The following is a 24,741-nucleotide window of genomic DNA, read 5'->3' as shown; positions in this document are numbered from 1 at the left end:
GAAACGTCCCGCCGAGCGCGAACCCGCCAGGCGGTGACCACACGCGTGCGACCCACACGCGTGACACGAAGGGCGCGGCCCACCGGCCGCGCCCTTCTCGCGTTCGCCCTTCCTCCGCGAGTGGCGCCGGCTCACTCAGCCGACAGGACCAGCCCACTGGTCGGCACGCCCGTGCCCGCGGTGACCAGCACGTTGCGTACCGAGGCGAGCTGGTTGGCCGAGGTGCCGCGGATCTGCCTGACGGCCTCGGCGATGCCGTTCATCCCGTGGATGTACGCCTCGCCGAGCTGGCCGCCGTGCGGGTTGACCGGCAGGCGGCCGTCGATCTCGATGCCGCCGTCGGCGACGTAGTCGCGGGCCTCGCCGCGTCCGCAGAAGCCCAGCTCCTCCAGCTGGGTGAGCACGAACGGGGTGAAGTGGTCGTACAGGATGGCCGCCTGCATGTCCGAGGGCCCGAGCCCGGACTGCTTCCACAGCCGGCCGCCGACCACCCCCATCTCCGGCAGGCCCGTCATGTCGTCGCGGTAGTAGCTGGTCATCGTCATCTGACCGGCGCCCGCGCCCTGGGCGGCGGCGGTGATCAGTGCGGGTGACCTGCGCAGATCCCTGGCCCGCTCGGCGGAGGTGACCACCAGCGCCACCGCGCCGTCACTCTCCTGGCAGCAGTCGAGCAGGTGCAGCGGCTCCGCGATCCACTTCGACGCCTGGTGCTCCTCCAGCGTGATCGGGCGCCCGTGGAACCAGGCGGCCGGGTTGGTGGCGGCGTGCCTGCGCATGGCCACCGCCACCCTGCCGAAATCCTCGGAGGTGGCGCCGTAGGCGTGCATGTAGCGCCGGGCGAACATGGCGACCCAGGCGGCCGGGGTCATCAGCCCGTACGGCAGGTGCCAGCTCATCTCCAGACCGTGGGACGTGGGCTCGCCGCCGATCCCGGGGTTGGGCTGGCCGAACCTGCGTCCGGAGCGCTCGTTGAACGCCCGGTAGCAGACCACGGTCTCGGCGACCCCGGTGGCGACGGCCATCGCCGCGTGCAGCACGGTTCCGCAGGCCGCGCCGCCGCCGTAGTGGACACGGGAGAAGAACGACAGGTCGCCGATGCCCACCTCGCGGGCCACGGAGATCTCCTGGTTGGCGTCCTGGGTGTAGGTGACGAGGCCGTCCACGTCCGAGGGCGCCAGGCCCGCGTCGTTGAGCGCCGCGAACACGGCCTCGGCGGCGAGCTGGAGCTCGGACCGGCCTGACTGCTTGGAGAACTCGGTCGCGCCGATGCCGGCGACGGCCGTACTCCCGGAAAAGGAGACCACGCTGGTGAAGGCCTTTCTACGGGAGGGCGAACCTGACGGTGCCCGAGGCGTGGTCGCCGAGGCTGACCCTGCCGCGGACCTCGACCGTGAACTCGCCGTCCTCGCAGGCGAGGACGGCGCCGCTGAAGGCCAGTCTGTCGCCCGCGTACGCGGGGACGCCGAGCTTGACGTTGATGCCGCGGATGATCGCCTCGGGTCCGGCCCAGTCGGTGACGTAGCGCTCGACGAGGCCCATCGTGGTCAGGATGTTGAGGAAGATGTCCTTCGACCCCTGTGCCCTCGCGCCCTCGACGTCGTGGTGGACGGGGGTGAAGTCCATGGTCGCGAGTGCGGTCGAGACGACCACGGTGGGGGTCAGCTCGATCGCGAGCTCGGGGAGGACGGCTCCGACCCGCACCTCGTCGTCGGTAAGTGTCCGCATCACGCCTCCCGGGGGACCCACATGGGCAGGATCAGCTCGTCGTCCATCTGGCGATACGTCAGGCGCACCGGCATACCGATACCCACCTGTGAAGGAACGCAGTCCACCACGTTGCCCACGATCCGCACACCTTCCGGCAGTTCCACCACCGCGACCACGAAAGGCGTCCCAAGGCCCGGCACCGGGGGGTTGTGGTGGACGACGTAGCTGTAGACCTCGCCCTCACCGCTCGCCGTCAGGTACGTGCGCGCGACCGAGCGGCACGAGGGGCAGACCGGCCCCGGCGGGTGGCGGAGCTCGCCGCAGTCGGCGCACTTCTGGATCCGGAGCTCACCTTCGGCGGCGCCCTCCCAGAAGAACGCGGTGTCGGCGTTGACGGCGGGTCTCAGCGGGTACGGCGCGCGAGCGGGTGCGTCCTCATCGGCCGCGGGCGCGTCCCGGCGGGCCGCCGACCCGTTACCGCCCGTCGCGGGCGTGCCCGCACGAGCCGGGGGCGTACCCTCGCCGGCCGCCTGCCCGTTTCCCGGGTGTTCCTTCGCCCGCTCCCTGGGCCTGAACTTCAGCACCCGGAACAGCATCTCGGCCACCGCCTCGCCGGCCACGTACCAGGTGACGTTCCAGGTGACGAAGTAGCCCTCGCCGAGCGCGGTCCGCTTCGGGCCGGCCAGGCCGGTGAACCGGGTGGCCGGGACCGGGGACTCGCCGAGCCTCAGGTAACGGTGGTAGGTCTGTTCGCAGTTGGTGGCGACCACGCCGGTGTAGCCGTTGCCGTCCAGCATCGCGAGCACGGCGTCGACCGGGGTGCCCGCCTGCTTGCGGTCCCTGTTCACGCCGGGCATGGTCCAGACCTGGATCATCGCCGGTGGCGCCACGATCTGCCCGTGCACCCCGGCCGCGGCCGCCTCGGGGTCGGTGTAGATCGGGTTGGCGTCGCCCAGGGCGTCGGTCCAGTGCCGGATCATCGGGGCGTTCACCGGGTCCGCCGCCGCGACCCCGAGTACCTCGCCCGCGGCGATCTGCCGCTCGGCCAGGGCGGTGAGCCGCTCGTGCAGGTCGGTGGGCTCCGCCGTCGCGGTCATCGGGGCGGCCTCGGCAGGCTCAGGCCGAGCATGGCGATGAGCTCGCGCTGTACCTCGTTGACGCCGCCGCCGAAGGTGAGCACCAGGGCGCCCTTGGCGCCGCGGTCGACGCGCTCCATCAGGTCGGCGGTGCCGGGGTCGGACGGGTCGCCGAAGCGGGCCAGCACCTCACCGACGATCCGGCCGACGTCCTGCAGCCGCTCGGAGCCGTAGACCTTGGTGGCCGAGGCGTCGGGGGCGCCCAGCCAGCCGAGGTCCATGTTGGCCGCGACCTGCCAGTTCAGCAGCTCGTTGGTACGGAAGTAGGCGTAGACCTGGCCGAGCGCCCTGCGCACCGCGGGTTCCTCGATCGCGCCGGTACGGCGGGCCCAGGCCAGGAACCGGTCGTAGGTGTGCGCGATGTTGCCCGCCGGGCCGAGCGTGACCCGCTCGTGGTTGAGCTGGTTGACGATCAGGTCCCAGCCCTTGTTCTCCTCCCCCACGACCATGTCCACCGGCACCCGGACGTCGGAGTAGTAGGTGGAGTTGGTGTGGTGGCGCCCGTCCATCGTCAGGATGGGCGTCCAGGAGAAGCCGGGGTCGGCGCAGTCGACGATCATCATGGTGATCCCCCGGTGCTTCTTCGCGTCCGGGTTGGTGCGGGCGGCGAGCCAGATGTACTGGGAGTAGTGTGCGCCCGAGGTGAAGATCTTCTGCCCGTTGACCACGTAGTGGTCGCCGTCGCGGACCGCGGTGGTGCGCAGCGACGCCAGGTCGGTGCCGGCCCCCGGCTCGCTGTAGCCGATCGCGAAGTGGCACTCTCCGGCCAGGATGCGCGGCAGGAAGAACTCCTTCTGCGCCGCCGTGCCGTACTGCATGAGGGTCGGCCCGACGGTCTGCACCGTGATGATCGGGTACGGCACCTCGGCGCGGGCGATCTCGTTGGCGAAGATCTGCTGCTCCAGCGGGCCGTACCCGCCGCCGCCGTACTCCTTGGGCCAGCCGAGACCGAGCTTGCCGTCACGGCCGAGGTTGCGGCAGTGCTCCATGTAGGCGTGGCCGAACGGGTCGGTGGAGATCTTCTTGCGGTCGGCGGCGGTGAGGCAGGACTGGAAGTACTCGCGCAGCTCGGCGCGGAGCCTCTGCTGCTCGGGAGTCAGGTCGATCAGCATCAGACGAGCGCTCCGATCATGTCGAGCCGGGCTTCCACCCCGCCCAGCAGGTGGGCGTGGTGCTTGCCCCAGGCGAAGTAGCGGTGCAGCGGGTAGGTCACGTCCACGCCGATCCCGCCGTGCAGGTGCTGGCAGGTGTAGAGCGCCCGCAGCGCCTGGTCGGTGGCGGTCAGCGCGCCGACGGCCAGGTCGGCCTCGGCCTCGGAGTCGGCCCCCTCGGCCAGCCGCCACGCCCCTGACCAGACGGCCACGTCCAGTGCCCGGCCGGCGATGTAGACGTCGGCGATCTGCACGGTGACCGCCTGGAACTCGGCCAGCGCCCGGTCGAACTGCCTGCGCGTCCTGATGTACTCGGTGGTGAGCGCCAGTGCTCCGGCCAGCACTCCGGAGGTGACCGCGATGTTCCCGGCCAGCACCAGCCTGCGCAGGCCGTCGGCCGCGGTACCGTCCGCGGCGCCGACGAGCTCGCCGGGAGTGCCCGCCAGGCTCAGCGCGGCGGCCGGCTCACCGGTGGAGAGCGTCACCCGGTGCTGTGTCGTCTCGGCGGGGTCCACCAGGAACAGGCCGACGCCCGTCCCCGTGGTGGCCGGAACGAGGATCTTCGCGGCCTGGGCCGCGTAGGGCGTCGTGGTCTTGGCGCCGTGCAGCACCCACCCGGAGCCGTCCTCGCGCGCGGTCGTGGCGGGCGGGGCGCCGAGGTCGCGTCCCGGCTCGGACGGCGCGGCGGCCAGCGAGATCTCACCGTCCGCCAGCGGGGCCAGCGCCTCGCGCTGCTCACGGGAGCCGTACCTGGCGATCACCTGCGCGGCGACCAGGCTCTGCTCGGCGGGGACCGGCGCCACGTGGGCGCCGATCTCCCGCAGGATGACCGCCATCTCCACCGGACCCAGCCCGGCCCCGCCGGCCTCCTCCGGCAGGCAGACACCGAGCAGTCCCGCCTGGGCCAGGGAGCGCCACAGGGCCGCGTCGTAGGGGGCGCCGCTCTTCTCGTGGGCTTCGAGCCTGGCCGAGGTCACCTCCCTGCCGAGGAGGTCGACCGCGAGCTCACGCAGGTCGGTCTGGGTCTCGTCAAGATTGAAATCCACTGGCGCTCCAGGGTTGCCGTCGGCCGTGCTGGATGAACTCGTCGTCGATGCGGATGGCGTCCTCGGGGGTGAGTGGCCGCCAGGACGCCTGCCCGGGTGGGCGCCACCAGACGGGGTCGCCGGTGTGCCATGCCTCGGCGGCGAGGGTCCGCTTGATGACCTTGTTGGACGCGGTCTGCGGCAGTTCCGCGCTGATCCGGATATATCGAGGTATGGCCTTGGGGCCCACGTCCTTCCTGCCGGCCAGGAAGCTCGCGAACGCCTCGGGATCGAAGCCGTCCCGCAGCACCAGGGCCGCCATCACCTGATCGCCCGCCGCGGCGTCCGGTACGGGGTAGACGGCCGCCTCGACCACGCCGGGGAACTCGCGCACGACCGCCTCTATCGGCGCGACCGCCAGGTTCTCCCCGTCCACCCGGAGCCGCTCGGTGCCCCGACCGGCGAAGAACACGTAACCGTCGGCGTCGGCGTAGGCCAGGTCCCCCGACCAGAACGCGCCCTGCCTGACGCGCTCGCGGTCGGCGTCGGGGTCGTTGTAGTAGCCGTCGAACAGGCCCAGTCCGCGGGTGTTGACCAGCTCCCCGATCGCCTCGCCCGCGTTGAGCAGCCGCCCGTCCTCGAAGACCGCGACCGGGCACCTTTCCCCCGTGGCGGGGTCGCGGATCTCGACCTCCTCGGGGAGCCTGCCCAGGCATCCCGGCGGCCCGGACGGGGCGGGGGTGATCGAGATCGCGGTCTCGGTGGACCCGAACGCGTCGATGACGTAGCAGCCGAAACGCTCCCCGAACCGGCTGACCGCGGTGGCGCTGCCCTCGTTGCCGAACGCGATCTTGAGGGTGTTCTCCGCGTCCGAGGGCTCCGCCGGGGTGGCCAGCACATAGGAGAGCGCCTTGCCCACGTAGTGCAGGTAGGTGACCCCGTAGCGCCTGACGTCGGGCATCAGGCCCGAGGCCGAGAACCTCCGCCGCAGCACCAGCGCCGCCCCCGACGCCACCGCCGGGGCGTACGCGGCCATGATCGCCCCGGAGTGGAAGAGCGGCATCGAGCAGTAGACGACGTCCTGCGGCGACAGCATCGCCGCCAGGCTCGCCCCCGGAACCGCGATCTTCCGCTGCGTGATCTTCACCGCCCTGGGCCGTCCCGAGGTCCCCGACGTGAAGATCAGCATCGTCAGCGTGTCCTCGCGCACCGGGCCCGCCAAAGGAGCGGGCGACGGCGCGGCGGGATCGGCGGATGGCCGGGAGCGGGCCGCTTCCGGATCGCGGAACGCGGCGAGGTCGGCCGCGAGGCCGGCGTGGGCGGGCTCGTGCAGGATCAGGTCGACATGCGTCGCGTCCGCGTCGCGGGCGAGTTCGGCGGCACTCCTGGTGGTGTTCAGCGCGACGACCACGTGACCGGAGAGCGCGGCCCCGCCCAGCAGGAACAGCACCTCGGGAACGTTGTCGAACAGCACGCCGACGTGCAGGTTCCGGCCACGCGCGTCCAGCAGGGCGGCGCGGGCCCGGCACTCGGCGACGTACTCGCGCCAGCTCCAGGTCCGCTCCTCGAAGAGCAGGCCGGGCCGGTCGTCGTCGGCGCGCCGCTCCAGCAGCCCCGCCAGCGTCTCTTCGGACATTGCGCCTCCCGCCAGGATGCCCAGGCCAGCTGCTCCGAAAAGTAGAACAGATTCTATTCCGTGTCCAGAGCCGGCTGATCACAACACCTCACCGGATAACCGCGACATCGCATATGCCGTGTAAGCGTGGGGCGTCTTTGTGACCGGCGAGTAACCCACCGGAGTATCCGGAAATCAGATAACGTGTTCTCATGCGTACCCCGCATGTGTCCACCGACGTGCCGGTCACCCCGCACGCGGCCGACAGGCCCGTCCCGAGAGACCTCGATCCGGTCACGACCGAGAAGACATCCGGCATGCAGAGCGAACCGGCGTCCACGGGCGTCCGCACCAGGAGCCAGCATCAGCGGCGCAAGCGCATCGTCCAGGCCGCCGCCGCCCTCGCCTCGCGAGGCGGCGTCGAGGCGATGCAGATGCGGACCGTCGCCGAGCGTGCCGGGGTCGCACTGGGAACGCTCTATCGGTACTTCCCCTCCAAGATGGATCTTGTCGTCGCCGTCGTGGGCGAGGAGATCGACCTCCTCGAAAGCAGCATCGAGCGCCGCCCGCCCAGCGCCACCGCGGCCTCGGGGCGGGCCGTCGACATCCTGATGCGTGCCACCCGCGGCCTGATGCGCGAGCCCGAACTCGCCGATGCGCTCATCCGCTCGCTGATCATGGCCGAGGTCGAGACGCCGTTCGGCGACCGGATGACCGGGCTGCTGCTCCGCGTCGCCGGAGACGACCTCACCGTCGACACCGCCACCGAGGAGCAGTTCGCCCTCGCGGGCTCGCTGTCCAGCATCTGGGTGCACGAGCTTCTGGAGATGCTCAGGGGGCGCCGCACCTACGAGCAGATCCAGCGGCGCATCGAGATCGCCGCCGAACGCCTGCTCGCCGATTTCCGACCCTCTCCTTCCACCTGAAACTAGAACCCGTTACAGTCGCACTGGAAGGCGACTAGAGCAACGTTCTGGGACGGCGGGCGAGGAGATCGTATGGGTGCAGTGATCGTCGAAGCCGTGAGAACCCCGATCGGCAGACGCAATGGATGGCTCGCCGGGCTGAAGCCGCAGGCGGTCCTCGCGGCGGCGCTGGGTGGTCTGATCGACAGGGCGGGCATCGACCCCGCCGCCGTGGAACAGGTCTTCGCCGGGTGCGTCACGCAGGCCGGTGAGCAGGGCGGTCATGTCGGGCGACATGCCTGGCTGTACGCCGGCCTGCCGTACCAGACGGGCGTGACCACGATCGACGCGCAGTGCGGCTCCTCCCAGCAGGCCGTGCACCTGGTCGCGGCGCTCATCTCGGCCGGTGTCATCGACGTCGGCGTGGCCTGCGGCGTCGAGGTGATGAGCCGGGCACCGCTCGGCTCCAACGTGCTGCCCGCCCGGCCCCGGCCCGACGACTGGTCCATCGACCTGCCCGACCAGTTCACCGCCGCCGAGCGGATCGCGCGACGGCGCGGGCTGACCCGCGAGCGGCTCGACGGGTTCGGCGCCAGGTCCCAGCGGCTCGCCGCGGCGGCGTGGGCCGAGGGCCGCTTCGACCGGGAGATCATCCCGGTGACCGCGCCGATCCTCGGCGAGGACGGGCAGCCCACCGGGGAGACCCGCGTCGTCAGCAGGGACCAGGGGTTGCGCGAGACCACGCTCGAAGGGCTGTCCGGGCTCAAGCCCGTGATGGGCGAGGGCGGCATGCACACCGCGGGCACCTCCTCGCAGATCTCCGACGGCGCGGCGGCGGTGCTGCTGATGAGCGAGGAGGCCGCCGCCCGGCACGGCCTGCGTCCCAGGGCCCGCATCCTCGCCCAGGCGCTCGTCGGCGCCGAGCCGTACTACCACCTGGACGGGCCGGTGGACGCGACGGCCAAAGTCCTGTCCGCCACCGGGATGAGCACGGCAGACATCGATAGGTTCGAGGTGAATGAGGCTTTCGCAGCGGTGGTCTTATCCTGGTCATCGGTACACAAGCCAGACATGGAACGGGTCAACGTCAACGGTGGTGCCATCGCACTCGGCCATCCGGTCGGCGCGACCGGTTCCCGGCTGGTCACCACCGCCCTGCACGAGCTTGAGCGGTCCGACTCCTCGACCGCGCTGGTATCGATGTGCGCGGGCGGGGCGCTCGCGACCGCGACCGTCCTGGAGCGCCTTTGACCGGCGCCGGTAAGGAGCAGCACCGTTGAAATCCCGCCGCAGGCCGTACAGCGAGCAGCGTCCGTTCGACACCGGTGGCGGTGTGTGGAGCGTGCCCGTCCCGATCCCCGGCAATCCGCTCGGCTACACCCTGGTCTACGCGATCGAGTCCCCCGCCGGGCCGGTGCTCATCGACGCGGGCTGGAACGCCCCTGAGGCGTGGCTGGCCCTGCGCGACGGGCTGGGCGCGGTCGGCATGGACGTACGCGACGTGCGCGGGGTGGTCGTCACCCACTTCCACCCCGACCACGCCGGGCTGGCCGGGCAGATCAGGGAGGAGTCCGGCGCATGGATCGCCATGCACGAGGCCGACGCCGAACTGGTCAGCTTCATGCGGGAGGTCGAGGGCGACGCGCACCGCGACCTCCAGGCCGACATGCTGCGCCGCGCGGGGGCGGGCACCGTCGAGGTGGAGGAGGTGACCGTGAACCGGCCGAAGCCGCCCGCGCTGCCGGACCGCGTTCTCTCCGACGGCGACCTGATCGACCTGCCGGGGCGCAGGCTCCGTACGATCTGGACCCCCGGCCACACGCCGGGCCATGTCTGCCTGCACCTGGAGGACGCCGACCGGCTCTTCACCGGCGACCACGTGCTGCCGGCGATCACCCCGCACATCGGCATCTACCCGTACGACCGGGCGGACGTCGACCCGCTCAGCGACTTCCTGGAGTCGCTGGAGAAGGTGAAGGGCCTGGGCGAACTCGAAGCCCTGCCCGCCCATGAATGGATATTTCCGGATACGGCGGCTCGGGCGGCGGAGATCGGCATCCACCACGAGGAGAAGCTCCGACGGCTGGCCGCACTGCTCGCCGAGGCGGCGGAGCCGCTGACCATCTGGGAGATCGCCGGACGGATGACCTGGAACCGGCCCTGGGAGGACTTCCCTCCCATGCTGCGTGGGATGGCGGCCGGGGAGGCGGCGGCGCACCTGCGCACCCTGGAGGCTCGCGGGATCATCCGCCGGGTGACGGGGGTGGATCCGGTCCGGTTCGCCATACACTCATAGACATCGGATGTCTGGCGAAACCTGAGGACGGTGCGGAGTGGCGGTCACCGACGCCGCTATCGACAGGATCAAGCAGATGATCCTGTCCGGCGAACTCGCCCCGGGCAGCAGGCTGCCCAAGGAGGCCGACCTGGCCGACCGGCTCGGCCTCTCGCGCAACTCCCTGCGCGAGGCGGTCAGGGCGCTGGCCCTGATCAACGTGCTGGACGTGCGCCAAGGCGACGGCACGTACGTGACCAGCCTGGAGCCGAGGCTCCTGCTCGACGCCATGTCGTTCGTGGTCGACTTCCATCAGGACGACACGGTGCTGCAGTTCTTCCAGGTTCGCCGGATCCTGGAACCCGCGGCGACCGCCATGGCGGCGACGTACATGTCCGAGTCGGAGGTGGCCGAACTCCGTAAGATCCTCGACGCGCTGCCTCCCGACCCGAGCGTCGAGCAGCTCGTCGCCAACGATCTGGAGTTCCACCAGCGCATCGCGGCGGGCTCGGGCAACGCCGTGCTCTGCTCCCTCATCGAGAGCCTCTCCGGTCCCACCACCAGGGCCAGGATCTGGAGGGGTCTCACCCAGGAGAACGCCCTGGAGAAGACCCGCGAGCAGCACACCGCGATCTGCGACGCCATCGCCGCCCACCAGCCGGAGGTCGCCCGCGCCTGGGCGACCGTCCACATCGCCGGCGTCGAGGACTGGCTCCGCAACGCCCTGGCCTGAGGCGGCGGCCCCGGCCGGGTCACGCGAGTGCCGATACGGAGGCGTCAAGGAACGACTCGACCGAAACGCACCACCGACAATCAGTCAGTTCGCATACCTACGCCGACGAGACAGCCTGGCAAGGTCACGGCAACGAGCTACCAGGTCGTCGATTTCCGGCAGGCTCGGGTCAGCACCGTCATCATCACAACAGGCGGGCTTGGTACGCTCGCCCGCCGGTGGCGCGTCCAGCCCGCACACCTTCCATAGTGAGGTGTAAACATCCTGCGTCCGGTTACGCTCGTCATGAGGCCCCAACATCAGAACCCACGAACGCCCCACATTCTCAAACGCGACCACGACGCGCATTGCGCCTCTCAAATGTTTGACGCACAACCGGCTCACCGGAATCTCTCCGGTGAGCCGGTATCCGAGAGCCATGCAACCTCGTGCTTCCAGATCATCGACAAAAGCGACGAAGGCCCTTAGATCCGCTCCACGCAAAGTCTCAGCCTGCTTCTCCGCGATAACGGAGAGATAGACCTCAGTCTTCATCGACGGTTGGTTCCGAGTTCCTGGAACTCCACTCCGCCCTGATCTCTCGCCATGGACGGCCCTCGCCCTGCCTCACCTGTCGAAGACCTTCGGTCAGTTGGTCGTTCTCCAGAAGTTCCCGGTCCTGCAGGCGGTGCCGGATCGCCTCGGCAAGACCGCGGGTACGGCCGACCCGGCGCAGATCCTGAACGAGCGCTGCCACGGCGTACAGACGTTCGGCCTCAAGCATCAAGCGGGGTTTTCCCCTGACTTGGATGAGCAGTCCCTCCCCGACCCATGCTCGAACCGTCTTCTCGTCAACACCGAGGATCTTCGATGCGACCGTCGCTCGCACCGGCTCGGCATGAACGAGCAAGTCATGAACGACTTCTCGGATCGTGTCACGGGTGTCGGTCTCATGGGTGCTGGCGGCTACTCCGTCCAGCCGTTGCGCTTGATCGAACAAGGCCAGCGCGGCCTGCTCCTCGACCTCTTTCCTGCGAGGAATCCGTGACGCAGCGGCCACTTCGTGATCTCGCTGCGCCGAGATCGCCGGATGCTTTCGCTTCTTGACCGCTCCCGCCAGAGATTTCCCGGGTTTGGCATCAGCCATGAGGGACCTCCCTTCCCGGCTCATGCTACTCCTTGTTTCTGGCTCAAAATCAGGAATCAGTCAGATCTCAGACTCCCCGCCGGTGCATGTTCAGGGGATCAGACCTTCGGCCGCCAGGTCGGTCCAGAGGTTCTCGGGGATGGGGCGGGCGGTCAGGGCGGCGTTGCGGGTCACCTCGGTGGCGGAGCGGGCGCCGATGACGACCGAGGCGATCGCCGGGTGGCGCAGCGGGAAGGCCAGCGCCGCCTGGGGCAGGGTGACGTCGTGGCGGTCGCAGACGGCGGCGATCCGGCGGGCGCGCTCCAGGAGCGGGCCGGGGGCCGGTGCGTAGTCGTAGGTGCCCGACGGGTCGTGGGTGGCCAGCAGGCCGCTGTTGAACACCCCGGCGGCGAACACCGAGACGCCGCGCCCGGCACAGAGCGGCAGCAGCTCGTCGGTGCCCGACTGGTCGAGGAGGGTGTAGCGCCCGGCGAGCATGACCATGTCGACGCCGGTCTCGCGGACGAACCGGGCGAGCATCTCCGCCTGGTTCATGCCGACCCCGATCGCCTTGACGACCCCCTGGTCGCGCAGCTCCGCCAGAGCCGGGTAGGCCTCGGAGACGGCCTGCTCCCAGTGGTCGTCCGGGTCGTGGATCAGGGCGATGTCGACCGCGTCCAGGCCGAGCCGTTCCAGGCTCTCCTCCAGCGAGCGCCTGACCCCGTCGCGGGAGAAGTCCCACACCCGGCGCAGGTCGGCGGGGACGTCGAAGCCCTGCTCGTCCCGGCCGAAGGGTTCTTCGGCCGGGACGAGCAGGCGGCCGACCTTGGTGGACAGGATGTAGGAGTCACGGGGCCGGTCCGCCAGGGCGGCGCCGAGCCGCCGCTCCGACAGGCCGAGCCCGTAGTGCGGCGCGGTGTCGAACAGCCGGATGCCCGCCTCGTAGGCCGCGTCCACCGCCGCCCGCGCCACGTCCTCGCCGACCGCCGAGAACAGGTTCCCGATCGGGGCCGCACCGAAGCCATACCTACTGACCTGCACCTCTTGCTCCGTTCTGTACGGCTTCACGTTTCCCGTACGGGAGTAATGCTTTACGGCTCTCGTGCAGTTTGAGGTATCCGCCCGGGTCCGCGCATCCCTACCTACAGACTTCGCAGGTCCGCACCGGCTCCGCGCCCGTACGGGCTGAACGTCCGCGCGTCCCGCCCGGAGGAGCGGGACGCGCGGCGCGTCAGTCCTGGGCCTTGCCGCCGGCCAGGCGGCTGATCATCAAGGCGACCAGAATGATCGAACCGTAGACGAGCTGTTTCCACTCGCCGGGGACGCCCTTCAGGGTCAGGATGTTCTCGACGAGGCCGATCACCAGGACACCGGTGAGCGCGCCGAGGATCGTCCCCTTGCCGCCGTCCATGCTGACGCCGCCGATGACGGCGGCGGCGAAGGCCATGAAGATCCAGCCGACGCCCTGGTTGGCGCTGATGCCGCCCAGGCGACCGGTCTCCAGCACGCCGGCCAGCGCGGCGACGATCCCGCCGATGACGAAGACGACCCAGACGACCCGCTCGACCCTGACGCCCGCCGCGCGGGCGGCGTCGGCGTTGCCGCCGATGGCGTAGAGCGAGCGGCCGACCCGGAAGTAGCCGAGCGCGACGATGGCCGCGGTGAAGAGCGCGCCGACGATCCAGATGGCCGCCGGCAGGCCGAGCCAGGTGGCGCTGCCCAGGTAGAGGAACGACTCGGGCAGCTCGAACAGGCTCTTGCCCTGGGTGAGACCCAGCTGGAGACCGTGCACGACGATCATCATGGCCAGCGTGACGATGAAGGCCGACAGCTGGAACCGCAGGATCAGAAAGCCGTTGAAGGCGCCGACCAGGCCGCCGATCAGCAGGCAGAGCGGGATCGCCAGGATGCCGGGCAGCTCAAGGCCGAAGCCGCCGGCCGCCACCGGGATGACCAGCATCACGCCGACGGCGGGCGCCATGCCGACCGTGGACTCCAGCGAGAGGTCGAACTTGCCGGAGATCAGGATCAGCGCCTCGGCGAGCACCACCAGCGCCAGGGCGGACTGCTGCTGGAGCACGTTGGTCAGGTTGCCCGGAGTGAGGAAGATCGGGTCCACCAGGGAACCGGCGATCAGCAGAACGACGATCACCGGGACCAGGGTGAGGTCGCGGAAACGCCCGAGCCGGATGCGGCGCCCCCGAGGGGCGGTCGGCACGGGAGGGAGGGTCTTCGTCGTGGTCATCAGTGGTCGATACCTTCCATCGCCGCCACCAGCTCGTTGTCCGTCCAGCCGCGCGGCACGTCCTTGACGATCCTGCCGTGGAACATGACGAGGACCCGGTCGCAGATCCTCAGGTCGTCGAGTTCGTCGGAGACCAGTACGGCCCCCGCGCCCCGGTCGGCCGCGTCCTCCACCGCGCCGAGCAGGGAGTGCTTGGCCTTGACGTCCACCCCGGCGGTCGGGTTGATGACCACGAGCGCGCGGGGGTCGTCGGCGAGCGCCCTGGCCAGCACCACCTTCTGGGCGTTGCCGCCGGACAGGTCGGCCACCGGCTGGTCGGGCCCCGTCGTCTTGATGTCCAGCTGTTCGATCATCCGGGCGCCACGCTCGCGGCGGCGGGCCGGGAACACCGCGCCGAAGCGGCCGAGCTTGTGGGCGATCGGGATGGTCGCGTTCTCGGCGATCGACAGCAGCGGGACGAAGCCCTGGTGGTGCCTGTCCTGGGGGACGAACCCGAGCCCGGCGCGGAGCGCCGACGGCACGTCGCCCTGCCTGACCTCCGTGCCGTTGACCGTCACCGTCCCGGTGTCCGCCCGGTGCAGGCCGACCAGGGTCTCGGCGAGGCCGACCTTGCCACTGCTGCCCGAACCGGCCAGGCCGACGATCTCGCCCGCGCGGACGGCCAGGTCCACGTTCTGGTAGCGGCCGGCGAGACTGAGCGCCCGCGCCGAGAGCACCACGGGGGCCGAGGTGCCGGGCGTGCGGGTGCGGTACTCGTAGGCGGCGGTGGCCTCGCCGGTCATCGCGTCGACGAGCCGGTCGTGGGGCAGGTCGCCGACCGCGGCGGTGACGATGTGCCGGGCGTCGCGGAAGACCGAGACGCTCTGGCAGATCTCGTACACCTCCTCAAGATGGTGGGAGATGAACATCATCGTGACGCCCTGCTCCCGCAGGGCGCGCATCCGGTCGAAGAGCCGCTGGATGGCGGGGCCGTCGAGCTGGGCGGTGGGCTCGTCCAGGATGATGAACCGGGCGCCGAACGACAGCGCCCTGGCGATCTCCAGCAGCTGGCGCTGCTCGACGCCGAGATCCCCGGCCATGGTCTCGGCGTCGACGTCCACGCCGTACTGCTCCAGGAGCTGCCGGGCCCGCCTTCGCAGGCTCCGCCAGTTGATCCTGCCCCGCTCGGTCTGGCGGTTCAGGAAGAGGTTCTCCGCGACGGAGAGCGTGGGGATGATCGTCGACTTCTGGTAGACGCACGCGACACGCTGCCGCCAGGCGTCCCGGTCGGCCGGTGGCGGCGCGGGCCGACCGGCGAAGCGGACCTCACCCTCGTCCGGACGCTGCAGGCCGGTCAGGATCGACACCAGCGTGGACTTGCCCGCGCCGTTCCTGCCGACGAGCGCGTGCGTCTCCCCCTCGGCGATGGCGATCCCGGCGCCGTTGAGGGCTGTGGTGGGGCCGAAGCGCTTGGTGATCCCAACCGCTTCGACCGCCGTGACGGAAGATGTCATCACTTGACCTGGTTACCCCAGAGAGCCTTGTCGTCCACGTTCTCCTTGGTGACCAGCGGGGCGGGGAGCTGGTCCTCAAGACCGTTCGGCAGCTGGATGATCGTGCTGTCGTGGTCGGTGGGGCCGGGCTGGAAGGTCTTGCCCTCGGCCGCGGCCTTGGCGTAGAACATCGCGTACTTGGCGTAGAGGTCGGCCGGCTGGGAGACCGTGGCGTCGATCTCGCCCTTGCGGATGGCCTCGAACTCCTGCGGGATGCCGTCGTTGGAGATCACGAAGACGTGCTTGGGGTCCTCCGGCGGCACGATCAGGTTCTTGGCCTTGAGCACCTGGATGGTGGGGGCCAGGTGGACACCTCCGGCGTGCATGTAGACGCCCTTGATATCCGGGTGCTGCTCAAGGCGGGTCTGCAGCATCGAGGCGGCCTTGGTGCCCTCCCACTCGGTCGGCTCGTCGAAGACCGTGATCTCGGGGAACTTCTCCTTCATGCAGGCGCCGAACGCCTCGGCCCGGTCGCGGCCGTTGATCGACGAGAGCGCGCCCATGAGCTGGACGACCTTGCCCTTGCCGCCGAGCTTCTCGCCGAGGAACTCGCAGGCCTTCGTGCCGTACGCCTTGTTGTCGGCCCGTACCACCATGTAGACCTTGCCCTTGTCCGGGCGGGTGTCCACGGTGACGACGGGGATGTTCTTGCCCTCCAGGGTCTGCAGCGTGGAGGCGATCGCGCCGGTGTCCTGCGGGGCCATGACGATCACCTTGGCGCCCTGTCCCGACAGGGCCTGGGTGTTGGCCACCAGCTTGGCCACGTCGTTCTGCGAGTTGGTCGGCGGCATCAGGTCGACGCCCAGCTCGGTCGCCATCTGCGGGACGTACTTGTTGAACGAGTTCCAGAAGTCGGAGTCCGCGCGGGGGAAGTCGATCCCGACCTTGCCGCCCTTGGCACCGGCCTCACCGGCGGGCTGGGCCGCGCCGGTACCGGTGGCCTCCGGCGATCCGCACGCGGAGAGGGTAAAGGCGAGCGCGAGCAGTGCCGCGCCTGTCGCCGCGGGTCCGATTTTCATACCTTTGCCTCGATTCAAAGCCATGTGGGGGGTGAGTTTTCTGTGAAGCGCTGTCTCATCCGGGTCAGGCCGACCTCGGAATCAGGGTTTGGGCCGGAGCCTGAGCCCGTGCATTCCGCCGTCCACGGCCAGGACCGTACCGGTGGTGGACGCCGCGAGCGGGCTCGCGAGGTAGGCGATCGCCGCGGCGACCTCGGGGGCGCTCACCAGACGGCCCATCGGCTGGCGGCTTTCCAGTGCCGCCAGCTCGGCCGCCGGATCCCGCGCCGCGTCGAGCAGGCGCCGCACCCAGGGAGTGTCGGCGGTGCCCGGGTTGACGCAGTTGACGCGGATCCCCTCGTGGACGTGGTCGGCGGCCATCGCCAGGGTCAGTGACTGGACGGCCCCCTTGGACGCGCTGTAGAGCGCCCGCTGGGGCAGTCCCGCCGTCGCCGCGATCGAGCAGGTGTTGACGATCGCGGCGTGTGCCGAGCGGCGCAGGTGCGGCAGGGCCGCCCGGGTGACCCGGACGATGCCCAGCACGTTGACGTCCAGAACCTTCGACCACTCCTCGTAGGAGTTGTCCTCGATCGTCCCTGCGGCGCCGATCCCGGCGTTGTTGATGAGGACGTCCAGGCCGCCGAGTTGCTCGACGGCCCCGGAGACGCCCGCGCGGACCGCCTCCTCGTCGGTGACATCCGCCTTGACCTCGACGAACGGCCCCCCGGAGGCGTTGATGTCCAGACAGGCCACCCGCGCGCCCCGCTCGGCCAGCAGGGTGGCGGCGGCCAGGCCGATGCCGGAGCCACCACCGGTGACCAGGGCGCGCAGGCCGTCGAACTCACCCATTGAGGGACCTCCATACCGGACCGTCGGGGTAGGTGTGGTCGGTGATCGACGCGGCGTGCATGGCCGCGCCGAAACCGGGCAGACTCGGCGCGACGTAGGCGCCGTTCTCGATCACCACGGGATCGACGAAGTGCTCGTGCAGGTGGTCGACATACTCGATCACCCGGTTCTCCATCGAGCCGCTGACCGCGACGTAGTCGAACATCGACAGGTGCTGCACCAGCTCGCACAGGCCGACCCCGCCCGCGTGCGGGCAGACCGGGACGCCGAACTTGGCGGCGAGCAGCAGGATCGCGATGTTCTCGTTCACCCCCGCGACGCGGGCCGCGTCGATCTGCAGGTAGGAGATCGCGTCGGCCTGCAGGAGCTGCTTGAAGACCATGCGGTTCTGGACGTGCTCGCCGGTGGCGACCGGGATGGGCGCGATGCCCCTGGCGATGGCGGCGTGGCCGAGCACGTCGTCGGGGCTGGTCGGCTCCTCCACCCAGTGCGGGCGGAACTCCGCGAGGGCGTTCACCCAGGCGATGGCGGAGTCGACGTCCCAGCGCTGGTTGGCGTCGATCGCGATGGGGAAGTCGTCGCCGCAGGTGTCGCGGGCGATGCGCATCCGCCGCCGGTCGTCCTCCAGGTCGGCGCCGACCTTCAGCTTGATCTGGGTGAAGCCCTCGTCCATCGCCTCCTTGCACAGGCGGCGCAGCTTGTCGTCGCCGTAGCCGAGCCATCCCGGTGAGGTCGTGTAGGCCGGGTAGCCGTGCTCGCGCAGGTGGGCGATGCGCTCGCGCCTGCCGGGCTCGGCGGCGCGCAGGATCTCCAGCGCCTCCCGCGGGGTGAGCGCGTCGGTGAGGTAGCGGAAGTCGACCAGCTCGACGAGCTCCTCGGGCGACATCTCGGCCAGCAGCAGCCAGAGCGGCCTGCCCGCCCGCTTGGCCTTCAGGTCCCAGAGCGCGTTGACCACGGCGGAGATCGCCATGTGCATGACGCCCTTCTCCGGGCCGAGCCAGCGCAGCTGGGAGTCGTGGACCATCTCCTTCCAGAGCGCGCCCATGTCCTCGACGTCCCTGCCGAGCACGTACGGCTCCAGCGCCCTGATCGCGGAGGTCTGCACCTCGTTGCCGCGTCCGATGGTGAAGGCGAAGCCGTGGCCCTCGAACCCGTCGTCGGTCCTCAGCACCAGGTAGGCGGCCGAGTAGTCGGGGTCGGGGTTCATCGCGTCGGAGCCGTCGAGCGCCAGCGAGGTGGGGAAGCGGATGTCATGGGTCTCCATCGAGGTGATGTGGTAAGCGCCCACCCCCTCGCTCATGCCTGTCCCACCGTCTGCCGCTGGGCGCCGAGGCCGTCGATCTCCAGTTCCATGACCTGCCCCGCTCGCAGGTACGGGGTGCCGGGCAGGCCGAGCGCGACGCCGGCGGGGGTGCCGGTGTTGATGAGGTCACCGGGTTCGAGGACCATGAACCGGCTGAGGTAGCGGACGATCTCCGCCACGGTGAAGATCATGTTCTTGGTGTCGCCTCTCTGGCGCCGCACGCCGTCCACCGACAGGCGCAGGCCCAGGGCCTGCGGGTCGGGGATCTCGTCGGAGGTGACCAGCCAGGGACCGAGCGGGTTGAAGGTCTCGCAGGACTTGCCCTTGTCCCACTGGCCGCCGCGCTCCAGCTGGAACTCACGCTCGGAGACGTCGTTGGAGATGGTGTAGCCCGCGATCTTGGACAGCGCCTCCTCGTCCGTCTCGACGTAGCGGGCCGTCTCGCCGATGACGACCGCCAGCTCGACCTCCCAGTCGGTCTTCACGCTGTCCCTGGGGATGAGCACCTCGTCGTCGGGACCGACGATCGTGTTGGCTGCCTTCATGAAGACGACCGGTTCCGCCGGGGGCGGGGTGTTCGTCTCCTCCGCGTGGTCGCGGTAGTTGAGCCCGATGCACACGATCTTGCCCGGCCTGGCGATCGGGGCGCCGATCCGCAGTCCCTCGGCGTCCAGCACGGGCAGTTCGCCCCGCTCCAGCGCCTCCCGGACGCGAGCCACTCCCCCGGAGGCGAGGAAAGCCCCGTCGATCTCGGCTTCGGAGATTTCGCGGAGGTTACCGGCCCCGTCCAGGACGGCCGGCCGCTCATGGCCGACGGGTCCTACTCGCAGCAGCTTCACACCGCACCCTTCGTTGATACATCGGATGTCTTGTTCCGTGATGCTGAACGACGCCGAACCTCGATGTCAACCCCTCGCCCCCGATACATCCGATCCGTTATCGAGGAGAAATCCCGCCCGACAGGGGTTATATCGGATCATCGCCCAATTTCGACCTTCAGTCATCGGACTTCCCTCGGCAGGCAGGAGCAAAGATCGCCTGCGACGCGGCTTCCAGTGACGGGAACGCGAGCGATCGACTCGCACAAACATCGGAGGATGAGGCTTGTTGCAGCGGGGTTTCGGTGCTATCTCCTATAAACAGTCTCCCCTGTGATCGGAGGAATTTGTTGCCTCGCCCCCCACGACGACGCCTCGCCATAGTTCTCCTCGCCACCCTCACCCTCACTACCGGGCTGTACGGACCCGGTCTGGCGAATGCGGAGCTGTCAGCGAACATGACACAAGCAGATACACCCGATGACTTGACACTCTGGTACGACAAGCCCGCCACCGACTGGGAGACCCAGGCACTGCCGATCGGCAACGGCGCGCTGGGCGCCATGGTGTTCGGCGGCGTCGGCGGCGAGCAGATCCAGTTCAACGAGAAGTCCCTGTGGACCGGCGGTCCCGGTTCCAACGGCTACGACTTCGGCAACTGGACCTCCCCCAGGCCGAACGCGATCGCCGAGGTCAGGGCAGAGATCGACCGCGTCGGCAAGATCTCCCCCACGGCGGTGGCGGCCAAGCTCGGCCAGCCCAAGAGGGGGTTCGGCGCCTACCAGACCTTCGGCGACCTCTGGCTGGACATGCCCGAGACCCCCGGGGCCACCACCGGCTACCGCCGGGAGCTGAGCCTGCGCGACGCGGTCGCCAGGGTCGGCTACACCGCGGACGGCGTGACCTACTCCCGCGAGTACTTCGCCAGCCACCCCGGCAACGTCATCGTCGGCCGGATCTCCGCCGATGAGAAGGGCAAGGTCTCCTTCACGCTGCGCACCTCCTCCCCCCGCTCCGACAAGCAGGTCTCGGTCTCGAAGGGACGCCTGACGGTCCGGGGTGCGCTCGCCGACAACGGCATGAGGTTCGAGTCCCAGGTCCAGGTGATCACCCAGGGCGGCACCCGCACCGACGGCACCGACCGGATCACCGTCGCGGGCGCCGACAGCGCGGTGTTCGTGCTGTCGGCGGGCACCGACTACGCCGACACCTACCCCACCTACCGGGGCGCCGACCCGCACGCCAAGGTCACCTCGGCGGTCGACAAGGCCGCCGGGAAGTCGTACGAAAAGCTCAGGTCCGACCACCTGGCCGACTACCGGAAGCTGTTCGACCGGGTCAGGCTCGACCTCGGTCAGCGGGCCCCGGCCGTCCCGACCGACAGGCTCCGCGCGGCGTACACCGGCGGTGCCTCGGCCGACGACCGGGCGCTGGAGGCGATGTTCTTCGCCTACGGCCGCTACCTGCTGATCGCCTCCTCCAGGACGGGGTCGCTCCCGGCCAACCTGCAGGGCGTGTGGAACAACTCGACCAACCCCCCCTGGTCGGCCGACTACCACGTCAACATCAACCTGCAGATGAACTACTGGCTCGCCGAGCAGACCAACCTCGCCGAGACGACCGAACCGTACGACCGCTACACCCAGTCGATGGTCGCCCCCGGCGCGAAGACCGCGCGGGAGATGTTCGGGGCGCGCGGCTGGGTGGTGCACAACGAGACCAACCCGTTCGGCTTCACCGGCGTGCACAACTGGGCCACCTCGTTCTGGTTCCCGGACGCGGCGGCGTGGTTGACCCAGCAGATGTACGACCACTACCGCTTCAGCGGCGACACCAAATACCTGCGCAAGACCGCGTACCCGGTGATGAAGGGCGCGGCCGAGTTCTGGCTGGACACCCTCTACACCGACCCGCGTGACGGCTCTCTCGTGGTCTCCCCCAGTTACTCCCCCGAGCAGGGCGACTTCACGGCGGGCGCCTCGATGTCCCAGCAGATCGTCTTCGACCTGCTGACCAACACCCTGGAGGCGGCGAAGGAGCTGAAGACCGACAAGGCCTTCCAGGCCGAGGTGACGGCCGCGCTGGCCAAGCTCGACCCGGGCATCCGGATCGGTTCCTGGGGACAGCTCCAGGAGTGGAAGGAGGACCTGGACGACCGGGGCAACACCCACCGGCATGTCTCCCACCTGTTCGCGCTGCACCCCGGACGGCAGATAACGGCCGGGACCCCCGAATCCGAGGCGGCCAAGGTCTCACTCACCGCGCGGGGCGACGGCGGCACCGGCTGGAGCAAGGCATGGAAGATCAACTTCTGGGCGCGCCTGCTGGACGGCGACCACGCGCACAAGATGCTCGGCGAGCAGCTCAAGGGCTCCACGCTGGACAACCTGTGGGACACCCACCCGCCGTTCCAGATCGACGGCAACTTCGGCGCCACCTCCGGCATGGCCGAGATGCTGCTGCAGAGCCAGCACGACACCGTCCACGTGCTGCCCGCGCTGCCGTCGACCTGGCCCACCGGCTCGGTGACCGGTCTGCGGGCCCGCGGTGACGTGACCGTGGACGCCTCCTGGAAGGACGGCAACGCCGACAGGGTCACCGTGCACGCCGGCAGGTCCGGTCCCCTCAAGGTCCGGGCCGCCATGATCGGTGGCCGCTACCGCGTCGAGGACGAGCGTGGCAGGACGATCGACCCGCGCCGCGACGGTGACGTCATCACCATCGACGCCAAGGCGGGCAGGTCCTACACGATCGTCAACGAGGTGGTCGTCAAGATCACCGCTCCCGGGGCCGCGGGCAGCGGTGAGTCGATCCCGGTCGAGGTCACCGTCACCGCGACCGGGGGCCGCACCGTGCCCGCGGGCGCGGCGACCCTCGTCCTGCCGCAGGGCTGGACGGCCACGCCCGTCTCGATCCAGGTGCCGGAGGTCCCGGTCGGGCAGTCCAGGACCGCCTCGTTCACCGTGGCCGTCGGCCCGGCGAACGGGACCAGGTCCGCGCGGATCACGGCGGAACTCGCGGGCGACGGCTGGACGGCCGGTGGTGCGACCTCCGTCAGCCTCAGCCCGTGCGTCTCCCCCCCGGCGGGCAGGGCCGTCGTCGCCTGGGACCCGACGTCGGGCACGACCGTCACCGACTCCTCCGGCAGCGGCAGGCACGGCACCGTCGTCGGCACCGCGACCTACGACACCGCGGCCCCGAGCGGCAGCGGGCTGGTCCTGAACGGCTCGACCTACATCACCACGGAGAACACGCTGATCGGCTACCTGCCCGAGGCGACGTTCGCGGCCGAGGTCAAGATCGAGGGGACCGGCTACCGGCGGCTCTTCGACTCCCAGCCGAGCGGCAACCCGGGCACCGACGGGATCATCGTCGACCTGACCCCCTCCAACACCCTGCGCTTCATCGGCGCCGGGCTGAACGTGGGGCTGAGCGGGACGATCCCGACCGGCCGCTACATCGACCTCGTCGTCACCATGGACCGGACCGGCGCGATCAACACGTACGTGGACGGCACCCGGGTCGGCGGCGGCACGGCCACCACCGACGGCATCACCGGCTGCACCTCTCGGCCGCTGCGCTTCGGCGCCGACCAGGGCGGCGGCCAGCGCCTGAGCGGGGCGGTCGACCGCATGGCCGTCCTGCCGAGGGCACTGACCGCCGCCGAGGTCGGCACCTGGCGCGACATCGCGTTCTGATCCGCACGGGATCCGTGCGGAGTCGTCCCCGATCCCCTTGGAGGCCCGGGAAGCACTCGCTTCCCGGGCCTCACGAGGTAGGGTTCCGGGCGACCGTGCTCCCGCGGCTCCCGACTTGACGGGACACCCACCACGTAATAGAACACGTTTCAGAAAGCAGCCCTACCAAGCGTTAGATCAACCACTTGGCAGGACGGCGTGCCCCCTGGGAGAGAGGGAGGACAGTCCCGTCCGTGACGGACGTCCCGCGAGGAACGTTCCGCGCGAACGGGGGAGCACGTCGCCGACCACACTCGCAGGCCGCACCGACAACGAGCCGCGTCACGGGAACGCCGACCCGGTTCACGCAGGAGGACCGTTGGACATCGATCTGGTCGACCAGGACTTCTACTGGCGGAACGGCGCGCCGCACGATCAGCTTGCCTGGCTACGGGCGAACGCGCCGGTCTACGCGCACCCGGGTGACGCCGAACGGGACTGGCCGGGTTTCTGGGCGGTCACCCGGCACACCGACGTGGTGCACGTCTCCCGCCGCTCCGACCTGTTCTCCTCAAGCAGGAAGCTCGCGCTCTTCGACGAGATGCCCGAGGACCAGCGCGCCCTCCAGCGGATGATGATGCTCAACCAGGACCCGCCGGAGCACACCCGGCGGCGCTCCCTGGTCAACCGGGGGTTCACCCCCCGCATGATGGGCGCCCTTGAACAGCACATCCGCGACATCTGCCACGAACTGGTGGACGAGGCCAAGGCACGCGGCTCGGTCGACTTCGTCAGGGACATCTCCGCCCCGCTGCCGCTGTACGTGATCTGCGAGCTGCTCGGCGCCCCCGTCGAGGACCGGGACAAGATCTTCAACTGGTCCAACCGGATGATCGGGGCCAACGACCCGGACTACGCGACCGACCCCGCCGAGGGCACGGACGCGGCCATGGAGGTCTACGCCTACGCCAACGCCCTGGCCGCCGAGCGCCGGGAACGGCCCCGCGAGGACATCGTCACCAAGCTGATCATGCCCGACGCCGCCGGGGAGACCCTCACCGAGGAGGAGTTCGACCTGTTCGTGCTGCTGCTCGTGGTCGCGGGCAACGAGACCACCCGCAACGCGGCCTCGGGCGGCATGCTCGCCTTCTTCGAACACCCCGAGCAGTGGCGGCGCCTGGTCGCCGACCGCACCCTCGCCCGCACCGCGGCCGACGAGATCGTCCGCTGGGTCTCCCCGGTGAACCTCTTCCGCCGTACGGCCACCGTCGACACGACGATCGGCGGCCAGGAGGTCAAGGCCGACGACAAGATCGTGGTCTTCTACAGCTCCGCCAACCGGGACGAGGAGGTGTTCGCCGACCCCGGCACCTTCGACATCGGCCGCGACCCCAACCCGCACATCGGCTTCGGCGGTGGCGGTGCCCACTTCTGCCTCGGCAACCACCTCGCCAAGCTGGAGCTGCGGGTGCTCTTCGAGGTGCTGGCCGAGCGGCTGCCGAACCTGGAGCAGGCCGGCCCCGCCCGCCGGCTCCGCTCCAACTTCATCAACGGCATCAAGGATCTGCCGGTCTCCATAACCTGAGGCCCGATCGCCGGCGGTCACCGGCCGCCTCGTGGTCCCGGAGGCCGGTCCTCGGCACCCGTCCCGCCCGCGAAAGCGCCGG

21 protein-coding genes are annotated in these 24,741 nt (G+C 70.0%); 6 read left to right on the top strand and 15 right to left on the bottom strand.

Going from position 1 to position 24,741, the window contains the following annotated elements; all coding sequences use genetic code 11:
- Positions 1-131: 131 nt before the first annotated feature.
- Genes ABT130_RS26775 through ABT130_RS26750 form a run of 6 tightly spaced genes read right to left on the bottom strand, consistent with a single transcriptional unit; the run spans position 132 to position 6,655 of the window.
- Positions 132-1,304: a lipid-transfer protein gene (locus ABT130_RS26775; protein WP_350914430.1), complete on the bottom strand. Its 1,173-nt coding sequence runs from the start codon at positions 1,302-1,304 to the stop codon at positions 132-134.
- A 16-nt stretch (positions 1,305-1,320) separates the two neighbouring features.
- Positions 1,321-1,725 (bottom strand): MaoC/PaaZ C-terminal domain-containing protein, encoded by a 405-nt coding sequence (locus tag ABT130_RS26770; RefSeq protein ID WP_350914428.1) that lies wholly within the window; start codon positions 1,723-1,725, stop codon positions 1,321-1,323.
- Entirely contained in the window at positions 1,725-2,804 is a 1,080-nt protein-coding gene (locus ABT130_RS26765; RefSeq protein WP_350959712.1) for a bifunctional MaoC family dehydratase N-terminal/OB-fold nucleic acid binding domain-containing protein, read from the bottom strand. The genes ABT130_RS26770 and ABT130_RS26765 overlap by 1 nt, the downstream gene beginning before the upstream one ends.
- Entirely contained in the window at positions 2,801-3,955 is a 1,155-nt protein-coding gene (locus ABT130_RS26760) for an acyl-CoA dehydrogenase family protein (protein WP_350914425.1), read from the bottom strand. Before ABT130_RS26760 ends, ABT130_RS26765 begins: the two co-directional genes overlap by 4 nt.
- Entirely contained in the window at positions 3,955-5,040 is a 1,086-nt protein-coding gene (locus tag ABT130_RS26755; protein ID WP_350959709.1) for an acyl-CoA dehydrogenase family protein, read from the bottom strand. Before ABT130_RS26755 ends, ABT130_RS26760 begins: the two co-directional genes overlap by 1 nt.
- On the bottom strand, positions 5,024-6,655 hold the full coding sequence (locus tag ABT130_RS26750; protein ID WP_350959707.1) for an AMP-binding protein: 1,632 nt from the start codon (positions 6,653-6,655) through the stop codon (positions 5,024-5,026). The genes ABT130_RS26755 and ABT130_RS26750 overlap by 17 nt, the downstream gene beginning before the upstream one ends.
- 296 nt (positions 6,656-6,951) lie before the next feature.
- Between ABT130_RS26750 and ABT130_RS26745 the strand changes: the two genes are divergently transcribed.
- From ABT130_RS26745 to ABT130_RS26730, 4 genes are all read left to right on the top strand, one after another.
- A complete protein-coding gene (locus ABT130_RS26745; protein WP_030913896.1) occupies positions 6,952-7,560 on the top strand; it encodes a TetR family transcriptional regulator in 609 nt (202 codons plus the stop codon).
- A 72-nt stretch (positions 7,561-7,632) separates the two neighbouring features.
- A complete protein-coding gene (locus tag ABT130_RS26740; RefSeq protein ID WP_350914418.1) occupies positions 7,633-8,790 on the top strand; it encodes a steroid 3-ketoacyl-CoA thiolase in 1,158 nt (385 codons plus the stop codon).
- Between the two features lie 25 nt (positions 8,791-8,815).
- Positions 8,816-9,835 (top strand): MBL fold metallo-hydrolase, encoded by a 1,020-nt coding sequence (locus tag ABT130_RS26735; protein ID WP_350914416.1) that lies wholly within the window; start codon positions 8,816-8,818, stop codon positions 9,833-9,835.
- A 37-nt stretch (positions 9,836-9,872) separates the two neighbouring features.
- Entirely contained in the window at positions 9,873-10,547 is a 675-nt protein-coding gene (locus ABT130_RS26730; RefSeq protein WP_350914414.1) for a FadR/GntR family transcriptional regulator, read from the top strand.
- A gap of 84 nt (positions 10,548-10,631) precedes the next feature.
- Here the strand turns inward: ABT130_RS26730 and ABT130_RS26725 are convergent, their stop codons facing one another.
- The 9 genes from ABT130_RS26725 to ABT130_RS26685 form a co-directional block, all read right to left on the bottom strand.
- Positions 10,632-11,081, bottom strand: a complete 450-nt coding sequence (locus tag ABT130_RS26725; protein ID WP_350959705.1) for a hypothetical protein — start codon at positions 11,079-11,081, stop codon at positions 10,632-10,634.
- On the bottom strand, positions 11,071-11,673 hold the full coding sequence (locus tag ABT130_RS26720) for a hypothetical protein (protein ID WP_350959703.1): 603 nt from the start codon (positions 11,671-11,673) through the stop codon (positions 11,071-11,073). The genes ABT130_RS26725 and ABT130_RS26720 overlap by 11 nt, the downstream gene beginning before the upstream one ends.
- Positions 11,674-11,763: 90 nt before the next feature.
- Positions 11,764-12,693 carry an aldo/keto reductase gene (locus tag ABT130_RS26715; RefSeq protein WP_350959701.1) on the bottom strand — a complete coding sequence of 310 codons (930 nt, stop codon included), beginning with the start codon at positions 12,691-12,693 and terminating at the stop codon, positions 11,764-11,766.
- A gap of 190 nt (positions 12,694-12,883) precedes the next feature.
- Positions 12,884-13,897 (bottom strand): ABC transporter permease, encoded by a 1,014-nt coding sequence (locus ABT130_RS26710; RefSeq protein WP_350959699.1) that lies wholly within the window; start codon positions 13,895-13,897, stop codon positions 12,884-12,886.
- Positions 13,897-15,390, bottom strand: coding sequence for a sugar ABC transporter ATP-binding protein (locus ABT130_RS26705; protein WP_350959698.1), 1,494 nt, complete (start codon positions 15,388-15,390; stop codon positions 13,897-13,899). The genes ABT130_RS26710 and ABT130_RS26705 overlap by 1 nt, the downstream gene beginning before the upstream one ends.
- Complete coding sequence (locus ABT130_RS26700) at positions 15,390-16,448, bottom strand: sugar ABC transporter substrate-binding protein (RefSeq protein WP_350914401.1); 1,059 nt, start codon at positions 16,446-16,448, stop codon at positions 15,390-15,392. The genes ABT130_RS26705 and ABT130_RS26700 overlap by 1 nt, the downstream gene beginning before the upstream one ends.
- A gap of 81 nt (positions 16,449-16,529) precedes the next feature.
- Positions 16,530-17,276, bottom strand: coding sequence for an SDR family NAD(P)-dependent oxidoreductase (locus ABT130_RS26695; protein WP_350959696.1), 747 nt, complete (start codon positions 17,274-17,276; stop codon positions 16,530-16,532).
- Positions 17,269-18,576, bottom strand: coding sequence for an L-fuconate dehydratase (locus ABT130_RS26690; protein WP_350959694.1), 1,308 nt, complete (start codon positions 18,574-18,576; stop codon positions 17,269-17,271). Before ABT130_RS26690 ends, ABT130_RS26695 begins: the two co-directional genes overlap by 8 nt.
- Entirely contained in the window at positions 18,573-19,418 is an 846-nt protein-coding gene (locus tag ABT130_RS26685) for a fumarylacetoacetate hydrolase family protein (RefSeq protein WP_350914395.1), read from the bottom strand. The genes ABT130_RS26690 and ABT130_RS26685 overlap by 4 nt, the downstream gene beginning before the upstream one ends.
- A 464-nt stretch (positions 19,419-19,882) precedes the next feature.
- On the opposite strand from ABT130_RS26685, the gene ABT130_RS26680 reads away from it, so the two are divergent.
- Entirely contained in the window at positions 19,883-23,095 is a 3,213-nt protein-coding gene (locus tag ABT130_RS26680; protein ID WP_350959692.1) for a glycosyl hydrolase family 95 catalytic domain-containing protein, read from the top strand.
- Between the two features lie 358 nt (positions 23,096-23,453).
- Positions 23,454-24,659 (top strand): cytochrome P450, encoded by a 1,206-nt coding sequence (locus ABT130_RS26675; RefSeq protein ID WP_350959690.1) that lies wholly within the window; start codon positions 23,454-23,456, stop codon positions 24,657-24,659.
- The last annotated feature ends 82 nt before the right edge of the window (positions 24,660-24,741 follow it).

The sequence above is a fragment of the Streptosporangium sp. NPDC001681 genome, from assembly GCF_040298085.1.
In the GTDB taxonomy this organism is placed as follows: domain Bacteria; phylum Actinomycetota; class Actinomycetes; order Streptosporangiales; family Streptosporangiaceae; genus Streptosporangium.
The sequence above is the reverse complement of the archived record's forward strand: the minus strand, read 5'-3'. Positions and strand labels throughout refer to the sequence as shown.